Annotated in this window: 28 protein-coding genes; 15 read left to right on the top strand and 13 right to left on the bottom strand. The window is 71.2% G+C overall.

The window, feature by feature from the left end; genetic code table 11:
- The first annotated feature begins 171 nt into the window (after window positions 1-171).
- Window positions 172-705, top strand: a complete 534-nt coding sequence (locus WQ56_RS14390; protein WP_047137828.1) for a hypothetical protein — start codon at window positions 172-174, stop codon at window positions 703-705.
- A 30-nt stretch (window positions 706-735) separates the two neighbouring features.
- Here the strand turns inward: WQ56_RS14390 and WQ56_RS14385 are convergent, their stop codons facing one another.
- Window positions 736-1173 (bottom strand): hypothetical protein, encoded by a 438-nt coding sequence (locus WQ56_RS14385; protein ID WP_047137827.1) that lies wholly within the window; start codon window positions 1171-1173, stop codon window positions 736-738.
- Between the two features lie 157 nt (window positions 1174-1330).
- On the opposite strand from WQ56_RS14385, the gene WQ56_RS14380 reads away from it, so the two are divergent.
- On the top strand, window positions 1331-1618 hold the full coding sequence (locus WQ56_RS14380; RefSeq protein WP_047137826.1) for a helix-turn-helix transcriptional regulator: 288 nt from the start codon (window positions 1331-1333) through the stop codon (window positions 1616-1618).
- Window positions 1619-1809: 191 nt separating this feature from the next.
- Window positions 1810-2073: a hypothetical protein gene (locus WQ56_RS14375; protein ID WP_047137825.1), complete on the top strand. Its 264-nt coding sequence runs from the start codon at window positions 1810-1812 to the stop codon at window positions 2071-2073.
- A gap of 302 nt (window positions 2074-2375) precedes the next feature.
- Here WQ56_RS14375 and WQ56_RS14370 read toward each other — a convergent pair whose 3' ends face one another.
- Window positions 2376-3086, bottom strand: a complete 711-nt coding sequence (locus WQ56_RS14370; protein WP_052773025.1) for an outer membrane beta-barrel protein — start codon at window positions 3084-3086, stop codon at window positions 2376-2378.
- A 329-nt stretch (window positions 3087-3415) separates the two neighbouring features.
- On the opposite strand from WQ56_RS14370, the gene WQ56_RS14365 reads away from it, so the two are divergent.
- Window positions 3416-4210, top strand: a complete 795-nt coding sequence (locus tag WQ56_RS14365) for an SAM-dependent methyltransferase (RefSeq protein WP_197076502.1) — start codon at window positions 3416-3418, stop codon at window positions 4208-4210.
- Window positions 4211-4281: 71 nt separating this feature from the next.
- A complete protein-coding gene (locus WQ56_RS14360) occupies window positions 4282-5784 on the top strand; it encodes a DASS family sodium-coupled anion symporter (RefSeq protein WP_047137823.1) in 1503 nt (500 codons plus the stop codon).
- Window positions 5785-5809: 25 nt separating this feature from the next.
- Here the strand turns inward: WQ56_RS14360 and WQ56_RS14355 are convergent, their stop codons facing one another.
- Window positions 5810-6922, bottom strand: coding sequence for an MBL fold metallo-hydrolase (locus WQ56_RS14355; protein WP_082132435.1), 1113 nt, complete (start codon window positions 6920-6922; stop codon window positions 5810-5812).
- A gap of 104 nt (window positions 6923-7026) precedes the next feature.
- On the opposite strand from WQ56_RS14355, the gene WQ56_RS14350 reads away from it, so the two are divergent.
- Entirely contained in the window at window positions 7027-7641 is a 615-nt protein-coding gene (locus tag WQ56_RS14350; protein WP_047137822.1) for a TetR/AcrR family transcriptional regulator, read from the top strand.
- Here WQ56_RS14350 and WQ56_RS14345 read toward each other — a convergent pair.
- Complete coding sequence (locus WQ56_RS14345) at window positions 7632-8714, bottom strand: putative zinc-binding peptidase (RefSeq protein WP_047137867.1); 1083 nt, start codon at window positions 8712-8714, stop codon at window positions 7632-7634. The genes WQ56_RS14350 and WQ56_RS14345 overlap by 10 nt on opposite strands.
- A 198-nt stretch (window positions 8715-8912) precedes the next feature.
- Here WQ56_RS14345 and WQ56_RS14340 point away from each other — a divergent pair, with 198 nt between their 5' ends.
- The 3 genes from WQ56_RS14340 (at window position 8913) to WQ56_RS18750 (ending at window position 12386) form a co-directional block, all read left to right on the top strand.
- Window positions 8913-10493, top strand: a complete 1581-nt coding sequence (locus WQ56_RS14340; protein WP_047137866.1) for a glucan biosynthesis protein D — start codon at window positions 8913-8915, stop codon at window positions 10491-10493.
- Window positions 10494-10677: 184 nt separating this feature from the next.
- Window positions 10678-11853 carry a PAAR domain-containing protein gene (locus WQ56_RS18190; RefSeq protein ID WP_197076498.1) on the top strand — a complete coding sequence of 392 codons (1176 nt, stop codon included), beginning with the start codon at window positions 10678-10680 and terminating at the stop codon, window positions 11851-11853.
- Window positions 11850-12386 carry a hypothetical protein gene (locus WQ56_RS18750; protein ID WP_156170554.1) on the top strand — a complete coding sequence of 179 codons (537 nt, stop codon included), beginning with the start codon at window positions 11850-11852 and terminating at the stop codon, window positions 12384-12386. The genes WQ56_RS18190 and WQ56_RS18750 overlap by 4 nt, the downstream gene beginning before the upstream one ends.
- A 203-nt stretch (window positions 12387-12589) precedes the next feature.
- On the opposite strand, the gene WQ56_RS14330 is transcribed toward WQ56_RS18750, so the two are convergent.
- The 3 genes from WQ56_RS14330 to WQ56_RS14320 form a co-directional block, all read right to left on the bottom strand.
- Window positions 12590-12823: a DUF6289 family protein gene (locus tag WQ56_RS14330; protein ID WP_156170553.1), complete on the bottom strand. Its 234-nt coding sequence runs from the start codon at window positions 12821-12823 to the stop codon at window positions 12590-12592.
- A 174-nt stretch (window positions 12824-12997) separates the two neighbouring features.
- The gene (locus WQ56_RS14325) at window positions 12998-13573 is read right to left on the bottom strand and encodes a YiiX/YebB-like N1pC/P60 family cysteine hydrolase (RefSeq protein ID WP_052773024.1); all 576 of its coding nucleotides are present in this window, start codon (window positions 13571-13573) and stop codon (window positions 12998-13000) included.
- Window positions 13574-13583: 10 nt separating this feature from the next.
- Entirely contained in the window at window positions 13584-13985 is a 402-nt protein-coding gene (locus WQ56_RS14320) for a DUF4878 domain-containing protein (RefSeq protein WP_082132429.1), read from the bottom strand.
- Between the two features lie 190 nt (window positions 13986-14175).
- On the opposite strand from WQ56_RS14320, the gene WQ56_RS14315 reads away from it, so the two are divergent.
- Window positions 14176-14817 (top strand): hypothetical protein, encoded by a 642-nt coding sequence (locus tag WQ56_RS14315; protein ID WP_156170552.1) that lies wholly within the window; start codon window positions 14176-14178, stop codon window positions 14815-14817.
- A gap of 54 nt (window positions 14818-14871) precedes the next feature.
- Here the strand turns inward: WQ56_RS14315 and WQ56_RS14310 are convergent, their stop codons facing one another.
- Window positions 14872-15204 carry a DUF3817 domain-containing protein gene (locus tag WQ56_RS14310; protein ID WP_197076497.1) on the bottom strand — a complete coding sequence of 111 codons (333 nt, stop codon included), beginning with the start codon at window positions 15202-15204 and terminating at the stop codon, window positions 14872-14874.
- A gap of 180 nt (window positions 15205-15384) precedes the next feature.
- Here WQ56_RS14310 and WQ56_RS14305 point away from each other — a divergent pair, with 180 nt between their 5' ends.
- The gene (locus tag WQ56_RS14305) at window positions 15385-15924 is read left to right on the top strand and encodes a pyridoxamine 5'-phosphate oxidase family protein (protein WP_047137818.1); all 540 of its coding nucleotides are present in this window, start codon (window positions 15385-15387) and stop codon (window positions 15922-15924) included.
- A 96-nt stretch (window positions 15925-16020) separates the two neighbouring features.
- Here the strand turns inward: WQ56_RS14305 and WQ56_RS17780 are convergent, their stop codons facing one another.
- Window positions 16021-16641, bottom strand: a complete 621-nt coding sequence (locus WQ56_RS17780; RefSeq protein ID WP_156170551.1) for a hypothetical protein — start codon at window positions 16639-16641, stop codon at window positions 16021-16023.
- 151 nt (window positions 16642-16792) lie between these two features.
- Here WQ56_RS17780 and WQ56_RS14295 point away from each other — a divergent pair, with 151 nt between their 5' ends.
- Both WQ56_RS14295 and WQ56_RS14290 read left to right on the top strand, forming a co-directional pair.
- A complete protein-coding gene (locus WQ56_RS14295) occupies window positions 16793-17143 on the top strand; it encodes a hypothetical protein (protein WP_047137817.1) in 351 nt (116 codons plus the stop codon).
- A gap of 369 nt (window positions 17144-17512) precedes the next feature.
- Window positions 17513-17842 (top strand): helix-turn-helix transcriptional regulator, encoded by a 330-nt coding sequence (locus tag WQ56_RS14290; protein ID WP_047137816.1) that lies wholly within the window; start codon window positions 17513-17515, stop codon window positions 17840-17842.
- A 122-nt stretch (window positions 17843-17964) separates the two neighbouring features.
- Here the strand turns inward: WQ56_RS14290 and gph are convergent, their stop codons facing one another.
- Window positions 17965-18639 (bottom strand): phosphoglycolate phosphatase, encoded by a 675-nt coding sequence (gph, locus tag WQ56_RS14285; protein ID WP_047137815.1) that lies wholly within the window; start codon window positions 18637-18639, stop codon window positions 17965-17967.
- Between the two features lie 156 nt (window positions 18640-18795).
- On the opposite strand from gph, the gene WQ56_RS14280 reads away from it, so the two are divergent.
- On the top strand, window positions 18796-19092 hold the full coding sequence (locus WQ56_RS14280) for a DUF2218 domain-containing protein (RefSeq protein WP_047137814.1): 297 nt from the start codon (window positions 18796-18798) through the stop codon (window positions 19090-19092).
- A 6-nt stretch (window positions 19093-19098) separates the two neighbouring features.
- Here the strand turns inward: WQ56_RS14280 and dinB are convergent, their stop codons facing one another.
- The 3 genes from dinB to WQ56_RS14265 form a co-directional block, all read right to left on the bottom strand.
- Window positions 19099-20172 (bottom strand): DNA polymerase IV, encoded by a 1074-nt coding sequence (gene dinB / locus WQ56_RS14275; protein WP_047137813.1) that lies wholly within the window; start codon window positions 20170-20172, stop codon window positions 19099-19101.
- Between the two features lie 53 nt (window positions 20173-20225).
- Window positions 20226-22937 carry a bifunctional acetate--CoA ligase family protein/GNAT family N-acetyltransferase gene (locus tag WQ56_RS14270; RefSeq protein WP_047137812.1) on the bottom strand — a complete coding sequence of 904 codons (2712 nt, stop codon included), beginning with the start codon at window positions 22935-22937 and terminating at the stop codon, window positions 20226-20228.
- 91 nt (window positions 22938-23028) lie between these two features.
- The gene (locus WQ56_RS14265) at window positions 23029-23682 is read right to left on the bottom strand and encodes a UdgX family uracil-DNA binding protein (protein ID WP_047137811.1); all 654 of its coding nucleotides are present in this window, start codon (window positions 23680-23682) and stop codon (window positions 23029-23031) included.
- A gap of 104 nt (window positions 23683-23786) precedes the next feature.
- On the opposite strand from WQ56_RS14265, the gene WQ56_RS14260 reads away from it, so the two are divergent.
- Window positions 23787-24128: a LysR family transcriptional regulator gene (locus WQ56_RS14260; protein ID WP_047137810.1), complete on the top strand. Its 342-nt coding sequence runs from the start codon at window positions 23787-23789 to the stop codon at window positions 24126-24128.
- Window positions 24129-24261: the final 133 nt, after the last annotated feature.

Raw genomic sequence — 24261 nt, 5'->3', positions numbered from 1 at the left:
ACCATGCTGCGCAAACCCGGCCCATGCCCACGTGAAGCATCGGCGTTCGCGGCGCGGCACGGCGTTCCCGTCCCCCTGAATGGCCCGTGCGCGCGTTCGCGCGGGGGTCACGGCGCCTTGATCGCCGCGCTCCTAGCCTGCGGTCGTCATCCTCCCGCGGAGTCCCGTCCCATGAGCACGATTTCTCCCGTGACCGGCGAGGTGTCCGACAGCAAGGTCGCCGCGATCTTCGACAGCGAGCGAACCGCCCGTCGCGTCGCACAGCAGCTGCAGAGCGAACGGGGCTTCAAGGCATCGCAGGTCAAGGTCGTCACCCGTCACGATCGCCAGCCCGGGCGCAAGCTCGAGCCTGAAAACCGCGGCATCCTGCGCACGCTGATCGTCGCGCACTACAAGCTCGGACTGATCGGCCTGGCGATCGGTGCGGTGGTGTTCGGCGTGCTGTACGCGGCGGGCATCACCGCGGTGACCAACTCGCCCTGGTTCGCCGCCGGCCTGATCGTCGGCTACGGCGGCGTGTTCGGTCTGATGTTCGGCGGTCTGGTCACGCTGCGCCCCGATCACGATCCCTACCTGTTCAAGGTTCGCGAGGCGCTGGCCGAGGGCAAGGCGGCCGTCGTCGTCCACGCCTTCGATGCCGCCGAGCGCGATCGGGCCGGCGAGGCGCTGGCGGCCGCGAGCGGCGAGACGATCCGCACGCTGTAATCCCGACCGAGCGGCGGCCCTGCCCGCCCTTCAGGCTTCGACCGGTGCCCGCGGCGCGCCGGCGAGGTCGTGCCTGAGCCGCGCCGCGACGTCCGGATGCTCGACGTAAAACGTCGCGTTGCCGGCCAGTTCCCGCCAGATCTTCGCATCGGTGATCAGCCGGGCCGCGTGCTGGGTGATCTCCGTGACGCGCTGCGGATCGGGCGCACACCGCGGCATCGACAGTTCGAGCAGGTGCAGCAGCATCCTCGACCGGTCGACGCAGGCGTCGGCCTCGCGCAGCGCGAGCCGGCTGAGCGTCTCGATCTGCGCGCGCTCCAGCGTCGCGACCCGCACGTCGGCGAGCACCGCGCCGGGCGTGCCCTGCACGAGGTCGAGGATCCGGCGCAGCGGCCCCTGGGTCGACGCGCCGAGCGCGAGGTCGTCGATGCGCATCCCGCGTCGCGCCGGGTGGCGGGCTTCGTCCATGTCGCACTCCGTCGGATGGGCGCCGGCATGCCGGCAGGGCGGCCCGGCCACGCGAGGCCGGACGCGGACAGACACCGAAACTACGTTTAACGTAGTATCGAAGTCAAGCGACGTTCCGGAAGCTTCCCGACGCCGAAGTCCGGGATGCGATGCGAGCGTGGCCGTCCGAGAGAACCTGCCTGTCTTCAGCCGTCGGCTGCGCGAGGCGCGGGAGGCCCATGGCGTCTCGCAGCGCAACCTCGGCATCGAAGCCGGGCTCGACGACTTCGTCGCCAGTACCCGCGTCAACCGCTACGAGACCGGCGTGCACCAGCCCGACCTGCAGACGTTGCAGCGCCTGGCCGCGGTGCTCGACCTGCCGGTCGCGTATTTCTATGCCGAGGACGAGGCGCTCGCGCGCATGATCGCCGCGCACCATCGCCGCAGCCGCCTGCCGTCGCGCTGAGCCCACCGTCGTTTCCGGCTCGCCGAACGCGCCACGCACGCGTCGTGCTCGACCCGCGACTCGTTGCACGCATTGCACGCCGCGCCCGGCACGGTTCACGTGTCCCGGATGCCCCGCTGCGCACAATCGCCGCATCCCTTCTTGTCTTCGTGCGCCTGCGCGCACGGTGCCCGTTTTCGAGGATGCGATCGATGGACAGCTTCACGCTGGAATACGACATGAGCCTGCGCCTGTGGGTCCTGCGCCAGGACGGGTCCGGCCGCCTGGTCGCCTCGTTCCTCAGCCGCCAGAGCGCCACCGAAGGCTCGACGCTGCGCGACCTCATCGGACCGAGCGCCCGGTTGCGCATCCGCAACGCCGACGGCAGCTACCAGGACGGCCTGGCCGACCGGCTCGCTCCCGCGATGCCCGCGACCGGCTCGCCTGCCGCGCCCACGATGCTCGCCGCCGGCTGACGTTCGCTGCGGTCCGGCGGCGCGCGTCGATGCGCCAGCCTGCGGCTCCCGCGCGAGCCGGTCCACGACACCTTCGCATTCGATTCCGACCACCCCGCCGGCGGACGGCGCGCGGTGCATCGCGCACGTCCGCGCGTACGTGGGCATTCGGCACCGGGCACCGTGCAACGACACCGCGAGCGCCATGACGCCCCGGCCTCGCGCCGCTCGATCCGCGGGCTTCCGCAAACGCATACGGGCGCCCCGAAGGCGCCCGTATGCGTCCTGGCCGGGGCCATTCGGCCCCGGCCCTTGCGCGTCGGTCAGAACGCGTATTCGGCGGTCAGGCCCAGCAGCGCGGTCGAGCGCTTGGGCCCTTCGAACTTCACGCCCGACACCGGGTCGCGCAGGTCGCCGGACTTGGCGCGGAAGTAGTCGTAGTGCAGGCCGATGCTGAAGTTCTCGGTCGCATTCCAGCCGGTGCCCACGCCGGCGTACCAGCTGTTGCGGCCATCGCGTCCGCCGCTTTCCAGGCCCAGGTCCTGGCCGACGTTGTTGTAGTAGTCGGCATTGTTGTCCGAGGCGCGGAAGTAGCCGCCGCGTGCGCCCACATACCACTGCGGCGTGATGTTCAGGCGCGCGTTACCGCCGGCGACCCAGCCGCGCAGCGCGTTGGTGTCCTCGCGCTGGTTGATGTCGTCGCTGTTGAACGCGTTCTTGACGACCAGGTTGCCGAGGTCGGTGTAGCCGCCTTCCAGGCCCAGGCCGAAGTTCTGCGCGACCTTCCAGCGGTAGCCGCCGACCAGGCCGTAACCGGTCTTGCGACCGTCGCGGCTCTCGAAGACGTTGAAGTCGCCGGTGCCGAAGCGGCCGGCGGTGCCGCCGTCGGTGCGGCCGACGCTGCCCGCGATGAAGGCATTGCCCTCGCCGACCTGCAGGTCGGGGCGGTAGGTGTCGCCGCCCATGCTCTGGGCGAACGCGGACGGGGCGCACAGCGCGGCGGCAATCGCGGCGGGGATCAGGAGCTTCTTCATCGGGGCCATCCTTCTTGTTCTTGGATGCGCGACGCGCGCATCTGCGGGAGATTGCGCAAGGCCCGGGGGAGCCTCGCGGGGCGCAGTAAAGACCGGGCCGCCTGAAGGGCACGCAAACCTTCACCCCCGCTCGACGCATTCGCGCCGATCGCGTTCAAGGCAGGTTTACCGGGATGAGGAACTTGCGAGCGAAGGCATGACCCGCCTGCGATTGCAACTGCGCGGCGGCGCGCGATGCGCCTCGGTTACGATGCCTGCCCACCTCTCGCCCGCCTGCTCCCGTGTTCCAGACCCCCGGCCCCCTGCTGACCCGAGAGACCGCGGAGGCGATGCGGGCCGCGCAGCGCATGGGAGCGGCCGAGTGGGCCGGGTCGCTGGACCTGGGCCGCAGCACCGGCGTCGCGACGCTCGCCGCGTCGCACTGGACATGGCAGGGCATCCGCTATCCCTGGCCCGCGCGACTGAAGGACCGCACGCTCTACGTCCGCGATGGCGACGACTGGGCCCCGGTCTCGCGCTACGACGGCGCGTTGATCAAGCTCGTCCCCACGCCCTGGGGCGCGCCCACGTTCGAGATCGACGGCATCAAGATGCTGCCCACCGCCAGGGAGTCGCCGTTCGAGGACGCGCGGCGCAAGGTGGCGCTGGTGTCGCCGCGCGGCGCGCGCGTGCTCGACACCTGCGGCGGCCTGGGCTACTTCGCCGCCTGCTGCCTGGAAGCGGGCGCCGCACACGTCCGCTCGTTCGAGAAGAACGCGGACGTGCTGTGGCTGCGCACGCTCAATCCGTGGTCGCCCGATCCCGACGCCCCCGATGCGCAGGGGCGGCTGGCATTGGCGCATGCCGACGTCGCCGAGGCCATCGCAGGCGTCGCTGACGCTTCGATGGACGTCGCGCTGCACGATCCGCCGCGCTTCGGTATCGCCGGCGAGCTCTACTCGCGGCATTTCTACGAGCAGCTGGCGCGCGTGCCGCGGCGCGGCGGGCGGCTGTTCCACTACACCGGCAGCCCGAACCGCCTGACCTCCGGACGCGACGTGCCGCGCGAGGTCGCGCGCCGACTCGAAGCGGCCGGCTTCCAGGCGCGGCCGGCGCTCGACGGCGTGCTCGCGACGCGGCGCTGACACCGCGCGCCCGCGGCGATCGGCGACAATGGGCGCGAGGCGCGCCTCGACCCGCGCGCACGGAGCCCCCCTTGCGCGCCATCCGCGACACCCTCGCCCACTTCCGCGACGTCGTGCCGTTCCGCATCGTGCCGGCCGCGATCGCCACCGCGGTCCTGCTGACGTTGCTGTTGCTGCCTCGTCCCGAGGGTCTCACGCCCGAGGGCTGGCGCCTGGTCGCGATCTTCCTGACGACCATCGTGGCGATCATCCTCAAGGTGATGCCGATCGGGGTCATGGCGATGATGGCGATCGTCATCGTCGCGCTGTCGCAGGTGACCGCCGATTCGTCGGCCGGCGCGATGCGCGATGCACTGGGCAGCCTGTCGAGCCCGCTGATCTGGTTGATCGTCGTTGCGATCCTGATCTCGCGCGGCGTCAAGAAGACCGGGCTGGGCAACCGCATCGGCCTGTTGTTCATCCGCCTGCTCGGGCGGCGCTCGATCGGCATCGGTTACGGCCTGGCGGCCTGCGACCTGCTGCTGGCGCCGTTCACGCCGAGCAACACCGCGCGCGGCGGCGGCGTGGTGCACCCGATCATGCGCTCGATCGCCAGCGCGTTCGGCTCCGATCCGGCCAAGGGCACGCAGGGCAAGGTCGGCACCTACCTGGCGCTGGTGAACATGCACGCCAATCCGATCACCTCGGGCATGTTCGTCACCGCCACCGCGCCCAATCCGCTGGTCGTCGACTACGTGGCGCGCGCGACCGGCGGGGATTTCCAGCTGTCGTGGACGACCTGGGCGCTGTGCATGCTGCTGCCGGGTCTGGTGTGCATCCTGGCGATGCCGCTGGTCGTGCATCTGTTGTCGCCGCCCGAGCTGCGCGCGACACCGGACGCGCCGCGCTTCGCCCACGACGAACTGGTCGCGATGGGGCCGCTGGCGCCCAAGGAGAAGGTGATGCTGGGCACCTTCGCGATGCTCCTGCTGCTGTGGGCCAACGTGCCGGCGATGCTGCTGGGCGATGCGTTCCTGCTCGACCCCACCGTGGTCGCGTTCCTGGGCCTGTTCGCGCTGATCATCACCGGCACCATCGACTGGGACGACGTGCTGTCGGAGAAGAGCGCGTGGGACACGCTGATCTGGTTCGGCGCGCTGGTGATGATGGCCGAGCAGCTCAACAAGCTCGGCGTGATCGGCTGGTTCTCCGGTGGCATGCGCGACGCGATCGCCGGCAGCGGCATGGGCTGGCAGGCGGCCGCGGCGGTACTGGTGCTGCTGTTCGTGTTCTCGCACTACCTGTTCGCCAGCACCACCGCGCACATCAGCGCGATGATGCTCGCCTTTCTCACCGTCGGCGTGCAGCTGGTCCCGGCGGACTACGTGGTGCCGTTCGTGCTGATGATGGTCGCCGGCTCGACCGCGATGATGACGCTGACCCACTACGCCACCGGCACCTCGCCGGTGATCTTCGGAAGCGGCTACGTGACCCTCGGCACCTGGTGGCGCGTGGGCCTGGCGATGTGCGTGATGCAGCTGGCGGTCTACGCGACGGTCGGCCTGCTGTGGTGGAAGGTGCTGGGCTTGTGGTGAGCGGAGGCGGCCATCGCTGGCCGCCTCACTCCCGCCACCATGCGGTCGTGGCCTGCGGCGCAGCCAGATCCACGCGCTCGCCCATGCGCGGGGTCGCGAGCGCGACGCCGCGCTCGGCCGCGAGCGCGCCGACACGCTCGAACGGCTCGTCCCAGACGTGCATCGCCAGATCGAAGGTGCCGTTGTGCACCGGCAGCAGCACGCGCGCCCCCAGGTCGAGGTGCGCCTGTACGGTCTGCTCGGGCTGCATGTGCACGAACGCCCAACGGCGGTCGTAGGCGCCGGTCTCGACCATCGCCACGTCGAACGACCCGAAGCGCCGGCCGATCTCCGCGAACCCGTCGAAGTAGCCGGTGTCGCCGCTGAAGAACAGCCGCAGGCCCGGGTCGCCGTCGACCGTCGCACGGTCCTCGATCACCCACGACGCCCACAGCGTGCGGTCGCTGTCGAACAGCCCCCGCCCGGAGAAATGCTGGGCCGGCGTGGCGGTGAAGCGCAGGCCGCCGATCGTCGTGCCCTGCCACCAGTCGAACTGGCGCACCTTCGCCGCCGGCACGCCCCATGCGACCAGCCGGTCGCCGACGCCCAGCGGCGTCAAGAACACGCCCGCGCGCTCGGCCAGCGCGCGCACCGTCTCGCGGTCGAGGTGGTCGTAGTGGTCGTGCGAGAGCAGCACGCCGCGCAGCGGCGGCAGCGCCTCGAGCGCGATCGGCGGCGCATGGAACCGCTTCGGCCCGGCCCATCCCACCGGAGAGGCGCGCTCGGCGAAGACCGGATCGGTGATCCAGAACCCGCCCCGCAGCTTGAGCAGCACGGTCGAGTGACCCAGCCGCCACGCGCTGCGGTCGGGGGCGGCCTCGAGCTCGGTCCGGGTCAGCGGCAGCACCGCCGGCGCGCTGGCCGGCACCGTGCCGGCCGGCTTGCGGAACAGCATCTCCCAGAACAGCTTGGCGGTCTTGCCCACACCCATGGGCGGCCGCGGCAGCGGATTGCGGAAACGCCCCTCAGCGGTCTGGGGAGAGGTCGCGTAGTCGGCGACCGGATGGCTGGTACGGAAGAACGACAGCAGGCAGGCGCTCACGATGCAGGCTCCGAGGAGGGACAGGGCGGTGACGACGCGGCGGCGGTGTGGCCGCATGGACGAGGGCAGGGCGCCGCGCATCGCAGGGTTCCGGATGAACTACACCGTGCAGTTTATTTATCCGGGGTCGAAAGTAAACCCATCGGTGTAGAATCCGGGGAATGGACCCCGACCTGCCCCCCGCCCGGCTTACCGACCGCAAGCGCCTGGCGATCCTGGACGCGGCGGTGGCCGAGTTCCGGGCCGCGGGCTACGAGGCCACGAGCATGGACCGCATCGCCGCCCGCGCCGGCGTCTCCAAGCGCACCGTCTACAACCACTTCCCCGGCAAGGACGTGCTGTTCCTGCGCATCCTCGAGTCGATGCTCGAGCGCGGCGTCTGCGGCCCCGACCTCGCCTACCGCGCCGACCGCCCGCTGCGCCCGCAGTTGCTGGAACTGGTGGGCCAGAAGCTGCGGCTGCTGCACGATCCCGAGTTCGTGGACCTGGCGCGCGTCGCCATCGCCGCGGGCATCCATTCCCCCGCTCTGGCGCGCGACCTGCTCGCGCGCCTGGGCGATCGCGAGGCGGGCATGACGGTCTGGATCCGCGCTGCGGCGGCCGACGGCCGGCTCAGGACCGATGACCCGGCGTTCGCGTCGATGCAGCTGCAGGGGCTGGTCAAGAGCTTCGCGCTGTGGCCGCAGCTGTCGATGGGCCAGCCGCCGCTATCGGCCGAACGGCAGACGCGCGTCGCCGAGTCCGCCGTGGACATGTTCCTGGCCTACTACGGCTGAGCCGCGCCCCGCTGCCCGCCCGCGCGCCGGATCAGGCCGTGGATGTAGGCCATCTTCGCCTGCACCGGCGGCGCGATCGAGAACGGATACAGGTCGGGCTGGCCCATCGCGCGGTTGAGGCTGTTGACCGCGTAGGTCAGCGGCAGCCAGGCGTCGATCAGGCGTTGCAGGTCGGCCACGTGGTGGGGGTCGAACGTGATCTCGGCTTCCATCGTCTCGTCGTCGACGATGTCGGGCGCGATGCGGATGCCGAACGCGGCGGCCATCTCCAGCGTGTCGACGATGTGCAGGTAGTGCGCCCAGGTCTCGGCCCAGTCCTCCCAGGCGTGCATCGTGGCGTATGGGCTGACATGGCCGTCCTGCCAGTCCGGGGGCGCGCCGTCGGCGTAGTAGCGCTGCAGCGCCTGGCCGTAGTCCTGCCGGTCGTCGCCGAACAGCGCGCGGCAACGGGCGAGTTCCGCCTCGCCGCCGTCGCGCACCAGCCGATCCCAGTAATAGTGACCGATCTCGTGGCGGAAATGGCCCAGCAGCGTGCGGTAGAGCTCGCCCATCGAGACCCGCGCCGCCTCGCGGCGGGCGTCGTCGGCCTCCGACAGCGCGATGGTGATGTGGCCGCTGTCGTGGCCGGTCATCACCCGGGGCCCGCCCGGCGGATCGGCCAGGAAGTCGAACGACAGCGGCTCGGGATCGCCGCTGTCGACGGTGGGCGTGGGCAGGCGTAGCCGCAGCAGGCTGTAGAACAGCCGGCGCTTGGCGACCTCGATCCGCCGCCAGGCCTGCAACCGGTCGTCGTCGGAAAGGTCGGGGATCGTGCGGTTGTGGCGGCAGGCACGGCAGTAGGGATCGGAATCGTCGGCCGGCAGCAGCCAGTTGCAGGCCGAATGCGCGGCATTGCCGCAGAACCGGTAGCGCGTGCCCGGATGCGCCTGCAGCGTCCAGGTCTCCCCGTCGGGCGCGAGCGCGCCGAGCGTCACCCGCTCGGGCACGAAGCCCAGTCGCGCGCCGCAGCGCACGCACTCGGTGTTCTCGAAGTACAGCACCTGCCCGCAACGGTCGCACTTGAACAACTGCATGGGAGAAGTCCGGCTGCGCTCAGGTCGCCGCGCGGGGGCCGATCCGGACATGGATCGCGGCCGTGCGGGGCCTCTTCGAGGGTGCGCCAGCCTAGGGGCGCCGATGTGCAGCGCCCGTGCAGGCAGTGCCGTCGCACCATAACGGGACCTTGCCGCCGCTTGGCTAGGATGCGCGCTCCGCCCCAAGCTGCGCCCTCCATGCATCGACGCTCGTTCCTGCACGGCGGACTGGCCGCCCTCTGCACCGCCGCCCTGCCGACCTCCGTCCTCGCCGCGCTGCGCCTGGGCGCGCCGGCCCCGTTCGACTTCGCAGCGCTCAAGGGCCGCGCCCGCGCGCTGGCCGCACAGCCGCACGCGCCGCGCCCGGCCACGCCGCCCGATGCGGTCGCCGCGCTCGACTGGGACGCCTACCAGGCCCTGCGCTTCCGTCAGGATCACGCGCTGTGGCACGAGGACGACACGCGTCATCTCGCGCAGTTCTTCCACCTGGGCCTGTTCTTCAAGCGGCCGGTCCGCATGCATGCGCTGGCCGACGGCCAGGCGCGCGAGATCGCCTACGATCCGGCGATGTTCGACTACGGCGCCTCGGGCCTGGACGGCGCCGCGCTGCCCGCCGACCTGGGCTTCGCCGGCTTCCGCCTCAACCGGCGCAGCGATCCCAAGCGCGACTTCGCCGCGTTCCTCGGCGCGAGCTACTTCCGCGCCGTCGGTGCCAGCGGCCAGTACGGCCTGTCGGCGCGCGGCCTGGCGGTCGATACCGGCCTGCCGCGCCCGGAGGAATTCCCCGACTTCACCGACTTCTGGCTCGAGCGTCCCGCGCCCGACAGCGACACCGTCGTCGTCTACGCGCTGCTCGACTCGCCGTCGGTCGCCGGCGCCTACCGCTTCGCCATCACCCCCGGCGAGCCGCTGGTGATGGACGTCGACTGCGCGCTCTACCCGCGCACCGCGATCGAACGCCTGGGCATCGCGCCGGCGACCAGCATGTACCAGACGGGCGAGAACGACCGTCGCATGGCCTGGGACTGGCGGCCCGAGATCCACGACAGCGACGGCCTGGCACTGCACACCGGCGGCGGCGAGTGGCTCTGGCGCCCGCTGGAGAACCCGCGTGCGCTGCGCTTCAACGCCTTTGCCGACGACAACCCGCGCGGCTTCGGCCTGCTGCAGCGTGACCGCGACTTCGACCACTACCAGGACGATGGCGTCTTCTACGAACGCCGCCCCTCGCTGTGGGTGGAACCGCGCGACGGCTGGGGGCGCGGCGAGGTGCAGCTGGTCGAGATCCCGACCGTCGACGAGACCTTCGACAACGTCGTCGCCTTCTGGCACCCCGCGCAGCCGGTCGAGCCCGGCCGCGAGCTGCTGTTCGGCTACCGCCTGTTCTGGGGCGAGGCGATGCCTGCGCGCCCCCCGCTGGCCACGTGCGTCGCCACGCGCACCGGCCTGGGCGGGCGCATCGGCTTCGCGCGCGAACAGTGGTCGCAGCGCTTCGCGGTCGACTTCGCCGGCGGCGTGCTGGCCGCGCTGGCCGCCCGCAACGCCACGGTCGAACCGGTCCTGCAGGCCACCGCAGGCCGCCTGGAGACCGTCTCGGCCCGCCCGCTGCACGCGGTCGAGGGCTACCGCGTGATGTTCGACGTCGTGCCGCCCGGCCCCGGCACCGGCCAGCTCGACATCCGCCTGTTCCTGCGCGACCCGGCCACCGGCGACGCGCTCAGCGAGACCTGGCTCTACCAGTGGAACCCGCCACCGCCGGAAGCGCGGCAGGTGTACTAGCCGGGGCACGCCGTCTCCTGGGCAGCCTGGCGCCTGGATGTCCGCTTGCGCGGGCATGGCGGGCGCGCCGCCGCCCGTGCATGTCGCTCCACACCTCCCCGCGATCGCATGTGCCGGTCCGCGCCTCGCCGTCGCGGCCTTTTGCTACCCTCGGCAGGCGAAGGGATGCACCGGGAGACAAAGGATGTCCAGAATGTGGGCGGTCGTGGGCGATGGCACCAGCAGCGGCGGCGCGATCGTCGCCGGCTCTCCGTTCACCGATATCGAGGGCAAGCCCGTCGCCCGAGTCGGCGATGCGGTCGTCTGCGGCCGGCACGGCGCGACCAGCATCGCCACGGGCGATCCGACGACGCGCATCGACGGCGCCGCCGTGGCGCGCGACGGCGACCGCTGCGCCTGCGGCTGCGTACTCGTGGCCGGCTCGCAGCGACGCGTCCTGATCGAGGACGGAACGTCGAGCGGCGCATCGTCGGGCGGAACGGGCGGCCTGCTGGCCGCGGCCGCTGCGCTCGCCGCGGTGGGCGCTGCGCGCTACGACGAGCAACTGCAGTTCGCCAACGCGAACGGCGCGCTGCTGGCCGACGTCGACTACCGGCTGGAACTCGAGGACGGCCGCATCGTGGAAGGCACCACCGACGATGCCGGACGCACGCGGCGGATCGCGACCGATACGCCTGTGGCCATCGTGAAGGCCGAGCTTCGCGGCAGGGCCTCGGCTGGCTGCTGCGCCGCGCGAACCGACGGCGCCGACGACGAGGCGATGCTGCGTTTCGATCTCGAAGGTGTCGCGACGACCGATGCGCAGGTGGGCAGCTCGACGCGCCCGGTCAGCACGCCGGAAGGCGAATCGCGGCCGATGACGGCGGGCGAGATCGCCATGTCGCGACTGGTGTTCGGCGACGCCGTCGATTACGACAAGGTCCGCATCCACAACGGCGAGTACCTGTGGTTCGGGCTGCAGCCCGACGATACGGCCATGACGCCGAACGGGGAGATGTACTTCAATCCGGAGTACTTTCAGGAAGATTTCTCTTCGTCCGGCCTCCGGGACCAGCGTTGGTTCATGCACGAAATGGTGCATGTGTGGCAGCACCAACTCAACTACCCGGTCAAGGCGCGCGGCGCCTTCAGGATCGGGCTCTCGTACGACTACACGTTGATGCCCGGCAAGAAAATCGGCGACTTCAACATGGAAGCCCAGGGCAACATCATCGCGGACTACTACCTCGTGAAATTCAGGAACGCACGCCACGCGATGTACGAGAGCAAATATCGCAACGATCCCGATGCGCTGGTCTTGCTGGAGGATGCGCTGTCGCTCTTCATCGAAGATCCGACCGACCGGAGAAGCCTGCCATGAGCCCTGTACGAACCACGCCCGGCCTTGCCGCCATCATGCTCGCGGTTCTCACGGTCGCCCCTGCGTGCGATGCGAACCAACGCATGCTGACGATGGCGATCCAAAACAAGGAAGGAGTTCCTTGCTTCAGCATTCCGGCGGAGACACGGCCATCGGGCACGGACCTCAAGGTCGACGCCATCATCGTGTCGGAGATCGATGCGGCAGGCGCGGAAGTGCGGGAGATATGGACGGCCGTCGCGCCCGATGGCATCGATCCTTTAGCCGTGTCCGACTGCATCCAATACGGCGTGGATCGACCGAGCCTGAAGACCCGCGGCAGCGTGGGTGCTCTGCGCCTGGGCGTGCGATACGACGCTTTCATCAATGCATCGGTAGAAACACGGCGGGGCTGGAGCAACCGAAGTTACGCCGGCAAATTCTGCCTGGCCCAAAGCGTATCGGGCCTCGAGGTGCGGCAGGTGCGCAATGGTCCTGCCTCCGATCAGAGTCGATGGCAGGCGTGCAACATTTCGACGCATGACACACCGTAGCGCCGATGCACATTCGCGACGCGACATCCGAACTTGTCAGTGTGTGAAGGCAATCCTGCCCGTCGTACTCTTGGCCTTGCTGGCGCCGGCACCGCACGCCGGTGCCGTTCTTCGCCTACTCGAACCTGTCGTGTCCGATCACGAAGGCGCACCCTGCTTCGGCGCCGGAACAGCGGGCGGACACCGTCCGCCCGCTACCGTACTTACTGGCAGGGATAAATCGTGAAGCCCTGTGCCCGGCCAGCATCGCCCCAGGTCTGGACCGTGCCGTCGCACTCGATCCGTCCCCCGCCGATCGCATTGCCGGCCGCGTCGTAGCGCGTCCACTCGGCCCATTCCTGCCCCAGGATCGGCCAGCGCGCGGCGACGCTGCCCACCGTCACGATCCCCAGCACCAACGCCACCATCCCTGCGATCACGCGTCCACGCCTGTTCATCGTGCCTGCCTCCAGTCCGTCGGAAGGATCCCCCGTGGACCAGCCTAATCGCCCGCGCCCTGCGCGAATGGGGCCGTGGTCACAGCCGGGCGGCATCGCTCCGGGCGATCCGCCCGTTCAGAGCGATTCGACCGGCCCAGCGCAGGCGCGCGGCGATCCGGGCCGTATGGGCGGTCAACCGCCGTCCTCAGCAACCGCTCGGCGCCGCAGCCGCGCCGAGCGGCTGAGCGGCGTGGGCAGCAGGTAGTCGCCCTGCATCAACGGCAGCGCCAGCCGGGTGAAGTGCACGTCCAGGTCGATCCCGGCGCGTCGCCAGGCTTCCCAGACCAGCAGCGTGCAGTAGGTGCCGGCCGGGTCGGCCATGCGGAACGGCGTGCCGCGCCTGGCCAGCGCATGCCCGACGGCGGCGTCGCGGCGGCCGGCGGGTGCGTCGACGCGGTAGAACGCGTGCCCGCGGCTGCGGGCCGGATCGAGAAAGAAGGCCAGGTCGTCGACGACCACGCCGTCGGCGCGGCCGCGTACTTCCGATGGTGTCGCGTGCACGACCTGCCAGGCGCCGGCATGGCCGACCAGCATGCCGACGTGGCTGAACTCGCCGCCGTCGACCGCCAGCACCATCGCGCTGACCGATTCGGTCCCGCGCCGGAACACCAGATCCCCGGCCTGCGCATCGGCGGGCGGTGCCGGGCCGCCTGCGAGGCACACCGACGCCAGGCAGAATGCCAGCAGCGCCAGCGCCCAGCGGATCATTGCCTGCGGCTCAGCGCAGGCGGATCTTCCACTTGCCGTCGTCGCGGACCATGCGATGCGTCTCGGTCAGGTCCTTGCCGTTGGCGAACACCACGCGCACCTGCACGCGGGCGGTCTCGCCGCCCTCGTCGACGGTGGACTCGAGCACCTCCACCTCGTCCAGGCCATCGTTGGCATCGATCCGCGACTGCATCTCGCCGACGATCATCTGCACCTTGCCCTTGGCCTGCACCATGCCATTGGCCGGCACGTCGGCGAACGACACCTGCGCGGTGGCCTTCTCGACATCGCCCTTCGCCGCGGCCTCGTAGAACGCCTCGACCGCCGCCTCGGGCTTGCCCGACGAACAGGCGGCCAGCGCCAGCGTCGCGAACATCAGGAAGAAAACCGCGGACAGACGGAAACGACGCATCGACGCTCTCCTAGCGTGCAGGGAGCCCGCATTCTACGCCGCGCGTCCCAGGCGACGCCGCGCCGCGGCCGGCCGCATGCGATTGGGCACGATCGGCAAACAGCGCGTGCCCGGCCTTGTCGCCGGCCCCACGGCGCTGCGGTCACAGTGGCCGGCCTTCCCCCGCCCGATGCCGGCCCAGGAGGTCTCCGTGCTGCAGACGCTGCTCGACTACGCACCGCTCATCGCCGCGGGCATGAGCGGGCTGACGGCGCTGATCTGGATCGTCTACCTCAACGTGTTCCTGTCGAGCTACCGGCGGCAGCATCGCCCGTCGATCCTGATCACGTCCGGCGCAGGACGCGGCATGAGCGCGCACTGCTTCGTGACCAACCTGGGCCTGGAGCCGGTCTACCTGCTCGACATCGTCCTCGACCTCACCGGACCGGACGGCCGCGTCGTCCGCGCGGTCATTCCCGAGCGCAACGAGCGCTGGCAGGACCGGCATCAGGTCGAGGCCGACGACGCGCGGGGCGCCACCAACGTCGGCCCGTTGCGCAGCGGCGAGGAGAAGGACCTCGGCCGCTTCAGCACGATGATCGAACGCGCCTGCACCGAAAATCCGGACATCCGGCCCGACATGCCGCTGCAGTGCGTGGAGATCACCGTCGTGACGATCACCGCCAGCCACGCCGAGCTGTGCGGCGCGTCGCGGCGCTATCGGGTCGAGGACGGACCAGACGGCATCGCGCAGTTGCGCCCGACCACGATCAAGGCACGGCAGCTGCAGGGCTTGCTCGCGCGGCGGCGTCTCACGCGAGAGCTTTCGCAGCAGCTCGGTCGCGATGGCTGAGCGAGGCGTCGCCGCGCATTCGGGCGACGGCGCGAGTGCGGCCCGTCGACGCCGTCAGGCCGCCGTCCGCTCGCGCGACAACAGCCCACGGCGCCGATACCAGATCTCAAGCGCGAGCGTCGCCAGCGGCGGCAATGCCGCCAGGATCGCCAGTGCGCAGGCCCACCAGGGCCAGCGCAGCCGCCACGCGGCGACGAGCGCGACCGCCAGATAGGCCAGGAACGCGGCGCCGTGCAGGCGTCCGAACCACCACACGCCCACTTCCGTGGTGCCGGTGCCGTACTTGAGGACCATGCCGACCAGCAGGCCGGCCCACGTGAACGCTTCGACCAATGCCACGACCGAGAAGGCGCGGCCGGCGGGCGACAGCGCTGGAGAGGAGATCACCTTCGTCATCCGGCGACGGTCGCAGGCCTCGCGCTGCGACGCAAGCTGGAACACCGCCCGGCCGCCATGGGCGCGGCGCCACGGGGGTCACGCCCAAATCACCCCCGCGCTTCCACGCTGTCCCACCGGCCGGCGCCTCGCGGCGCGACGGGCCCACCACTTCTCACGACGGAGACAGCCATGGATTCGATCAACCGCAACCAGCCCGAGGACAATCGCCGGGACCTGTCCGCCACCGACGCAACCGCGCGCATCCGCGACATGTCCGACGATGCCGGCTCCTGCTTCTTCTGCACCACGCCGCTGCCGGGCAGCGATACCGGCGGCACGCGCCCGATGTCGATCAAGCAGGCGGACGACACCGGCGCGCTGTGGTTCCTCAGCGCCGCCGACAGCCACAAGAACGCCGAGATCGAGGCCGATCCGAACGTGCGCCTGTTCCTGCAGGCATCCAAGCATGCCGGCTTCCTGGTGCTCGACGGCCACGCCACGATCAGTCGCGACCGCGACCGCATCGAGGCGCTGTGGAGCCCGGTCATGAAGACCTGGTTCACCGAGGGCAAGGACGACCCGCGGATCACCGTCATCCGCGTGCAGCCGGTCGCCGGCTACTACTGGGACAACAAGCACGGCGATTTCGTCGCGGCCACGAAGATGGCGATCGGCGCCGCGATCGGCAAGACGCTCGACGATTCCATCGAAGGGACCGTCGCGCCCTGAGCGGCGGCGCAGACGGCGCCGATCGCGCCGTTTGCGGCCCGTTGCGATGCAGACGCGCCCGAAAGGCGCGCTTGGCGCCTCAGGCAACGCACCGGCTCACGGCCCGCACTGCCACTGCCCCTCGAACGTGCGGCTCGCGCCATCGGCACGCAGGTAGGTCAGCGTCGCCGGACGCGGGGGCGACTCGCCGCCCCCGACCGCCGTCCCGGTCTCCACGATGCGGATCGTCTTGCCCTGCCCGGAGAACGTCGGGTTGCTGGTCATGCCGTCGAAACCGCCGGGCGCACGCACCGGCTCCACGTAGCTGCCCACCTTCACGACGCCCTGCGAAGGATCGCCCGACCCCACGCTGCCCTTCGCGAACAGCAACGGCGGCGCGCCGTTCTGCGAGAAGCTGCACGCCAGTTCGCCCTCGAGCGCCGCGTCGCCGACCTCCTGCTCGCTCAACCCACCGAGTTCGATCTGAGAGCCGTCGCCGCCGACCGTGCCGCCTTCTCCGGCGGGCGCAGAGGCCGTATCCGCCGCAGGCGCTGGCGTCTCCGGCGCTGATGGCGGCGCCGGCCGCGCGGCAGGCGCCGGCGCATCGGGCGGCTGCGCGCCGGCCGGCACGTCGTCGCCGGACGAACACGCGGCGAGCAGGCTGCCGGACACCAGCCCCAGGGCGACCGCGCGGGCGAAACGGCGGACATGCGGACGAGCGAAGCGCATTGCGGACATCGAAACCTCCTGCGGGACGGCCATGTCGCAACATGGCCCGGATTCCCGATCCTGGCGACCGCCTCCTTGGATTTCCGTGAAGCGGATGTCGTCTCCCCCGTGTCGCTCGCACGACATCGTCCCGCCTAAGCTCGGGCGCCCTGGAGACCGCATGCCCGCACGCGCCCCGCCACTGACGACGCCCGACGGCCGCTACCTGGTCGTGCGCGGGCGGCTGTGGCGCACCGCCGATCCGGGCCTGGACCCGGACGCACACCAGCGCCTGGTCTCCGAACTCATGGCGGCACGCCGCGCCGTCCAGCACGCGCAGCGCGCGGACGACGCCGCTGCGCTCGCCGACGCGCGCCGCCGGGTCGACCTCGCCAAGCATGCGCTCGGCGAACGCGGGCCGGTCTGGTGGACGGACGGCGCGAAGGACTACACCCGGCATCTCGCCCGGAATTCGCCGTATGCCGCGTGGTACGCCGCGCAGCAGGCCTCCGTGCCCGCGCAGGACCGCTGATCCGGCGCTGTCGAACCTGCAGGCCTCGCGCACACGATCGACCTCACGCACCCGCGCTCTCCGATCCGCCGACGGATCGCCTGGATCCGACCCGCCGACGGATCGCCCGGAAGCGCCTGCCGGGTGCCGCGACGACCAAGCGGATATCGGGCCGCGACTCGGCGTGGTACCCGGCAGGCACTGCGCGGATTCGCCTGCACCCCGACCACGACCCACGCAGCCAACACCGCGCCGGCCCCCGACGCGCGTCCGCCCCGCAACGACCGCGATCGATCACGGGCCGCTCCGGCGAACTACGTTAAACGTAGTTTCGCCGACGCGCGGCGGTCCGGAAGCTCTCTTGCACGATCGCCCTGGATCCGTGCGCGCTTGTCCGAGGAACACCCCCCATCCGTCTACGGCCGCCGGCTGCGAGAAGCGCGGGAGACCCGCGACATCTCGCAGCGCAACCTGGGCATCGAGGTGGGCTTGGACGAGTTCGTGGCCAGTACCCGGATCAACCGTTACGAACGCGGCGTGCACCAGCCCGCACTGCGGATCCAGCAGCGCCTGGCCGAGGCGCTCGACATGCCGCTCGCCTACTTCTATGCCGAGGACGACGCGCTCGCGCGATTGATCGCGGCGTTCGGCCGCCGCGCCAGGCGCAGGTCGACATCGCGTGCGCGCAAAGGGGGGCGCCGGGGCTCGACGCCCGACTGAACCGGATCGACGCTGCAGACGCGCGCTCGACCCGATGTCGGCATGTCAGCCGCACCGTGCATCCGGACAACATGGCGCGCCTCCGCTCGCGCCGGGTGTCGCGCGCCGGCGACGACGAACGCTCACAGGTCGAGCAGTTGCCCGAACCGGTCGATGACCGCGTGCGCCCCGCAGCCGTGCAGGTCGAAGTCGCGCCGGTAGCCGTAGGCCACCAGCACCAGCGGCGCGCCCGCCGCGATCGCCGCGCCCGCGTCGGCCGACGAATCGCCGACCATCAGGCACTGCTCGATGTCGACGCCGAAATGACCGGCCAGGTGCAGCAGCGGCAGCGGATGCGGCTTGCGCTCGGGTAGCGCGCCCGCGCCGAGCACCGCGTCGAAGTATTGCGCCAGGTCCAGCGCCTCGAGCAGCGGCCCGACGAACGGCGCCGGCTTGTTCGTGCACACTGCCATCCGCACGCCGGCCGCGCGCAGCGCCTGCAACGTCTCCGGTACGTCGGGATAGGGGCGCGGATCGAGCAGCAGGCAATCGCGGTAGTGCTGCATGAAGCGCGGCATCACCGTCTCGACCTCTCGCTCGTCGCCGGCGTGCCGCAATGCCGCGGTGATGAGTTGGCGCGCGCCGTCGCCGATCCAACTGCGCACGGTGGCCTCGTCGACCTCGGCATGGCCGAGGTCGGCCAGCAGACGATTCACCGATGCGGCGATGTCCGACGCGCTGTCGACCAGGGTGCCGTCGAGATCGAACAGCGCAACCGGCCAGGGAAAGCCGGTCGTCTTCGCGGATGCATCGTTCACGTCGGAGCCTCGTCGTCTACAAGAGCGCCCTAGTGTGGGCCATCATCCCGCGCGCGGGCGGCCTGCAACGCAGCGTTCGCCCCGATACGCGTGCATGCGCCGCATCGCGCGCCTATGCTCGCCCGGCGGCGTTGCCGCCTGCTCCGGAGCCCTGCGATGCCGATCACCACGACCGCCACCACCCGTTCCAACGACGCGACGCGCCTGCTGCGCACGCTGTGCAACCACTGGCGGCACAAGTTCGAGATCCGCCGCGATCACGATGCGCACGCCTTCATCCCGTTCGCCGGCGAGGACGCGGGTGCCGACTTCGCCGTCGAGGGCGACGCGCTGCGGATCGTGCTCACCCAACCCGATGCCGAGGCCACGGCACGCTACCAGCAGATCATCGAGAACCACCTGCAGCGCTTCGCGCGCGACGAGACGCTGGCCTTCGACTGGCAGGCCGCCTGAGCCGCCTCAGGGCCAGGCATCGCCGAACAGCCCGGCCTGCAGCGGCAGTTCCTCCGGCTCACGGAAGCCGCCCAGCCCGACGCCGACCAGCCGGTAGCGGGTCGAGGCCGGCAGTTCGACGCGTTCGCGCAGCGCCAGCGCGATCCGCGTGAGCTCGGCCTGCGAGGCCGGCGGTGCCTCGGGCGTGAAGCTGCGCGTGAGGATGCGGAACTGCGCGGTCTTGAGCTTGAGCACGACCGTCCGTCCCACGCGCGCGGTCTTGCGCGTGGCCGTCCACGTTTTCTCGGCGAGACGCTCGATCATCGGCGCCAGGTCCTCCAGCGGCAGGTCGGTCTCGAAGGTGTCCTCCGAGGAGATCGACTGCACCGGCTGGTCCGGTTCCACCGGCCGGTCGTCGATGCCGCGCGCCCGCTGGTGGAGCCGCGCGCCGAAGGTGCCGAAGCGCTGCTCGAGCGCGTCGCGCGACAGCCCGCGCAGTTCGCCCACGGTCGTGACCCCGAGCTCGGCGAGCTTCTTCTCCATCACCTTGCCGACGCCGGGGATCAGGCCGACCTTCAGCGGGGTCAGGAACGCCTCGACCTGCGCCGGCTTGACCACGAACAGACCGTCGGGCTTGCGCCAGTCCGAGGCGATCTTGGCCAGGAACTTGTTCGGCGCCACGCCCGCCGACGCGGTCAGCTGCGTCGCCTCGCGGATCTGCGCGCGGATCGCCTGCGCGGTCGCGGTCGCGCTGGGCGAAGGAATCTTGGGCGCGGTGACGTCGAGATAGGCTTCGTCGAGCGACAGCGGCTGCACCAGGTCGGTGTGCTGCAGAAAGATCTCGCGCACCTGACGCGACACCGCCTTGTAGCGCGCGAAATCCGGCGGCACGAACACCGCGTCCGGGCACAGCCGCTCGGCGGTCACCGCCGGCATCGCCGAGCGCACGCCGTAGGGCCGGGCCTCGTAGGAGGCCGCGCAGACCACCGAACGCGCGCCGCGCCAAGCCACGACGACCGGCCGCCCGCGCAGCGACGGATCGTCGCGCTGCTCCACCGACGCGTAGAACGCGTCCATGTCGATGTGGAGGATCTTGCGCACCGCGCCATTATCGCCGCCAAGGTCGTGACCGGCGCGATGCCGCCCGCCGGCGTTCAGACCGGCGGCGGTGGCTCGGAGGCGATCGGCAGCCGCACGATCGCCACCGTCGCGTCGTCGGGATCGGCGGTGATCGAAAACCCCAGCTGGCGGCACATCGCCAGCATCGTGGTGTTCTCCCGGAGCACCTGGCCCTCGACCATCCGCAACCCCTGCCAGCGGGCGTACTCGATCATGATCCGCATCAGCCGCCAGCCCAGACCGGCGCCCTTGAGATCGGAGCGCACCATGATCCCGTACTCGCCGGTGTCGTAGTTGGCGTCGGCCAGCAGGCGCACCGCGCCGAGCATCTCGCCACTGGCCGGGTCGATGGCCGCCAGCGCGATCGAGCGCGCGTAGTCGAGCTGGGTCAGCCGGGCGATGAATTCATGGCTGAAGTGGCGCACCGCGCTGAAGAAGCGCAGTCGCAGGTCATCGGTGCTCACCTGCTCGAAGAAGCGCAGGAACATCGCCTCGTCCTCCGGCCGCACCGGGCGCACGAACACGTCGGTGCCGTTGCCCAGCGCGATCGTGCGCTCCCACTCCTTCGGATACGGGAACACCGCGAAGCGCGGGTGCCCGCGACCGGGATGCAGCCGCTGCACCGGACCGACCGCGACCCGCGCATCGACCGCGATCACGCCGTCGCGATCGGCCAGCAGCGGATTGACGTCGACCTCCTGGAGTTCGGGGATGTCGGCGGCCATCTGCGCCAGTTTCACCAGCAGCAGCGCGACCGCCCGCTCGTCGGCCGCCGGCACGTCGCGGTAGGCCTTGAGGATGCGCGCCACGCGCGTGCGCCCGATCAGCTCGTGCGCCAGGCGCAGGTCCAGCGGCGGCAGCGCCAGGGCCTTGTCGTCGATGATCTCGACCGCGGTCCCGCCGCGGCCGAACACCACGACCGGACCGAAGGTCGGATCGTCGGCGATGCCGGCGATCAGCTCGCGCGCCTTGGGCCGCACGATCATCGGATGCACGGTCACACCGTCGATCCGCGCCTGTGGGCGCGCGGCGCGGGCGCAACGCAACAGGTCGTCCGCGGCCTCGCGCACCGCGTCCACGCTCGCCAGATTCAGCCGGACCCCGTCGATGTCGGATTTGTGCGGGATGTCGCGCGACCAGATCTTCACCGCCACCGCGCCGCCGCGCTCGAGCAGCGCCGCTGCGGCCTCGGCCGCCGCCGCGGCATCGGGCACGGGGACCGCCTCGGCGAGCGGGATGTCGTAGGCGGCGAACAGCCGGGCGATCGCCGGCGGATCGAGCCAGCGCTGGCCGTCGGCGATCGCGGCCTCGACGACCGCGCGCGCGCCGGCGGCGTCGACATTGAAGTCGTCGGGCAGGCTGGGCGGCGTCTCCATCAGCGCGCGCTGCGCCTGCTGGTGACGGACCAGGTACATGAAGCCGCGCACCGCGCCGGCCTCGCTGGTGAACGCGTGCACGCCGGCGTCAGCCAGGATCCGCCGCGCCTCCGGATGCTCGCCGACCAGTACGCCGAACACCGGCTTGCGGGCGGCCTCGCGCGGATGCGCGCGCAGCGTCTCGACGATGGCGCGCGCGACCTCCGGCGGCGACGACAGCACGGTGGGGACGTTCATCACCAGGATCGCGTCGTTGTCGCGGTCCTGCAGCAATGCAGCGAGCGTCGCCGCATAGCGCGGGCCGTCGGCGTCGCCGAGCATGTCGACGGCATTGCGGCGCGACCAGCCGCGCGGCAGCACCGCATCGAGCGTCTCGAGCGTGGCGTCCGACAGCGCCGCGCGCTCGCCGCCCAGATCGACCAGGCGGTCGAGCGCGAGCATGCCCACGCCGATCCCGTTGGTCATCACCGCCAGGCGGTTGCCCGGCGGCATCCGCAGCCGCGACAGCGTCGCCGCGGCCGCGAACAGTTCGTCGAGCGCGTGGACGCGCAGCAGCCCGGCGCGCCGGAACGCCGCGTCGTAGACCGCATCCGGGCTGGCCAGCGCGGCAGTGTGCGTCTGCGGCGCATCGGCGCTGCGCGCATGCCGGCCGGGCTTGACCACCACGACCGGCTTGGCGCGCGCGGCCGCACGCGCCGCCGACAGGAACTTGCGGGCGTCGTGCACGCGCTCGACGTAGAGCAGGATCGCGCGGGTATGGCGGTCGGTGGCGAAGTAGTCCAGCAGGTCGGCGAAATCGACGTCGAGCGCGTCGCCGAGCGAGGCGACGGCCGAGAAGCCGATCCCGCGCGAACGGCCCCATTCGATCATGCCCGCGGCCACGGCGCCGGACTGCGAGATCAGGGCCAGTTCGCCCGGTGCCGGCGCATGCGCGGCGAAGCTCGCGAACAGCCGGGCATGCGGCGCGATGACCCCCAGGCAGTTCGGTCCGACGATGCGCAGGCCGCGGGTGCGCGCGACGTCGGCCAGCGCGGCGTTGTACGAACCCGGCCCCTCGCCCATGTCACGCGTGAGCACGATCGCGGCCTTGGCGCCGCGGTCTGCGGCGGCGCGCGCGACGTCGGCCACATCGGCCGGCGGGGCGGCGATGACCACCAGTTCCGGCGCGAACGGAAGCGCCTCGAGCGTGGTGACCGCGTCCACGCCGTCGATCTGCGCATGGCGCGGATTGACCAGGCCGATCCGGCCCGCGAAGCCGCCCTCGCGCAGTTGCTGCAGGACCAGTCGCCCGAGCGAGCGCGGACGCGGGCTGGCGCCGACGACGGCGACCGAGGCCGGCCGGAACACGGATTCCAATGCGTAGATGCTCATCGGCGCGCGTCTGGCCTCTCGCTGGACGAGGGCCAGACGATACACGAGGGGCGGACCGGGCCGCGCGGGGCGAATGGCCGCAGGCAGGGCGTCAGTGGGCCAGGCGGTCGGCGACCCGGGCCAGATCCTCGGCGAACTGTCGCTCGGCCTGCGCGCGTTCAGGTGACCGCATGCGCAGCAGCGCGGCCGGATGCCAGGTCGCGAGCGCGGGCCGCGCGTTGGGCAGGGTCTGCCAGACACCGCGCTGGGCCGTGACGCGGAAGGCGTTGCCGAACAGCGTCTGCGCGGCCATTGCGCCCAGCGCGACGACGACCTCGGGCGCGATGCGCGCGAGCTCCGCGGCGAGCCAGGGCCGGCAGGCGGCCTGCTCGGCGGCGTTGGCGCGTTGGTGCAACCGGCGCTTGCCGCGCGGCACGAACTTGAAGTGCTTCACCGCATTGGTGAAGTACACGGAGGCGGCATCGATGCCGACCTGCGCGAGCGTCTCGCGCAGCAGCTGTCCAGCAGGACCGACGAACGGCGCCCCAGCGAGATCCTCGCGGTCGCCTGGCTGCTCGCCGATCAGCACCAGCCGCGCGGCGGCGCGCCCGCGGCCGAACACGGTCTGGGTCGCTGGACGCCACAGGGGGCAGGCGCGGCACCCGGCGGCTTCGGCGCGGAGTCGCGACAGCGCACCGGTCGGGATCGCATCCACGGGCTTGGCCATCCACGACGAGGCGACCGGGCCTGGCGGTTCGACAGACATGGCCCCCACCCTCGCAATGGACGCGTCGGCGGACGGTGAGGAGCCGGCGAAGGGTTCGGCGCGCGTCGCTTCTACGCGGTCGTGTAGTCCACTAAGCTGGTCGGATGCGCGAACGCCTCGATTTCCAGCTGCGGATCCGTCTCGATGCCATCATGCTCGGGCCGGGCAAGGCGGACCTGCTCGACGGGATCCGCGAGACGGGCTCGATCTCGGCCGCGGGACGACGCATGGCGATGAGCTACCGGCGGGCGTGGCAGCTGGTCGAGGAGATGAACCTCTACTTCGGTGCGCCGGTGGCGGCGACGCTGACCGGCGGCAAGGGCGGCGGCGGGGCGGCGCTGACGCCTTTGGGGGATCAGGTCCTGGCGCTCTACCGCAGCATGGAGGCGAGCTGCCGGGACGCGATCGCAGACGATCTGGCACAACTGCGCCGTCTGCGCCGCTGAAGCGATGTCACAAGCGCCTGGCGGACGCCGTTAGAGGCGTTCTGACATCCCTACCGCGATTAGCGGCGAGGGAGTTCGACTTCGGACGGGCAGCCGCCTGCCGGCCGGAAGCCGCTCTTCCCTCGGTCAGGAC

Origin of the sequence: Luteimonas sp. FCS-9 (genome assembly GCF_001014645.1) — a bacterium.
GTDB lineage: Bacteria > Pseudomonadota > Gammaproteobacteria > Xanthomonadales > Xanthomonadaceae > Luteimonas.
Note: the sequence above shows the minus strand (reverse complement) of the source record. Positions and strands in the feature narration are given on the sequence as shown.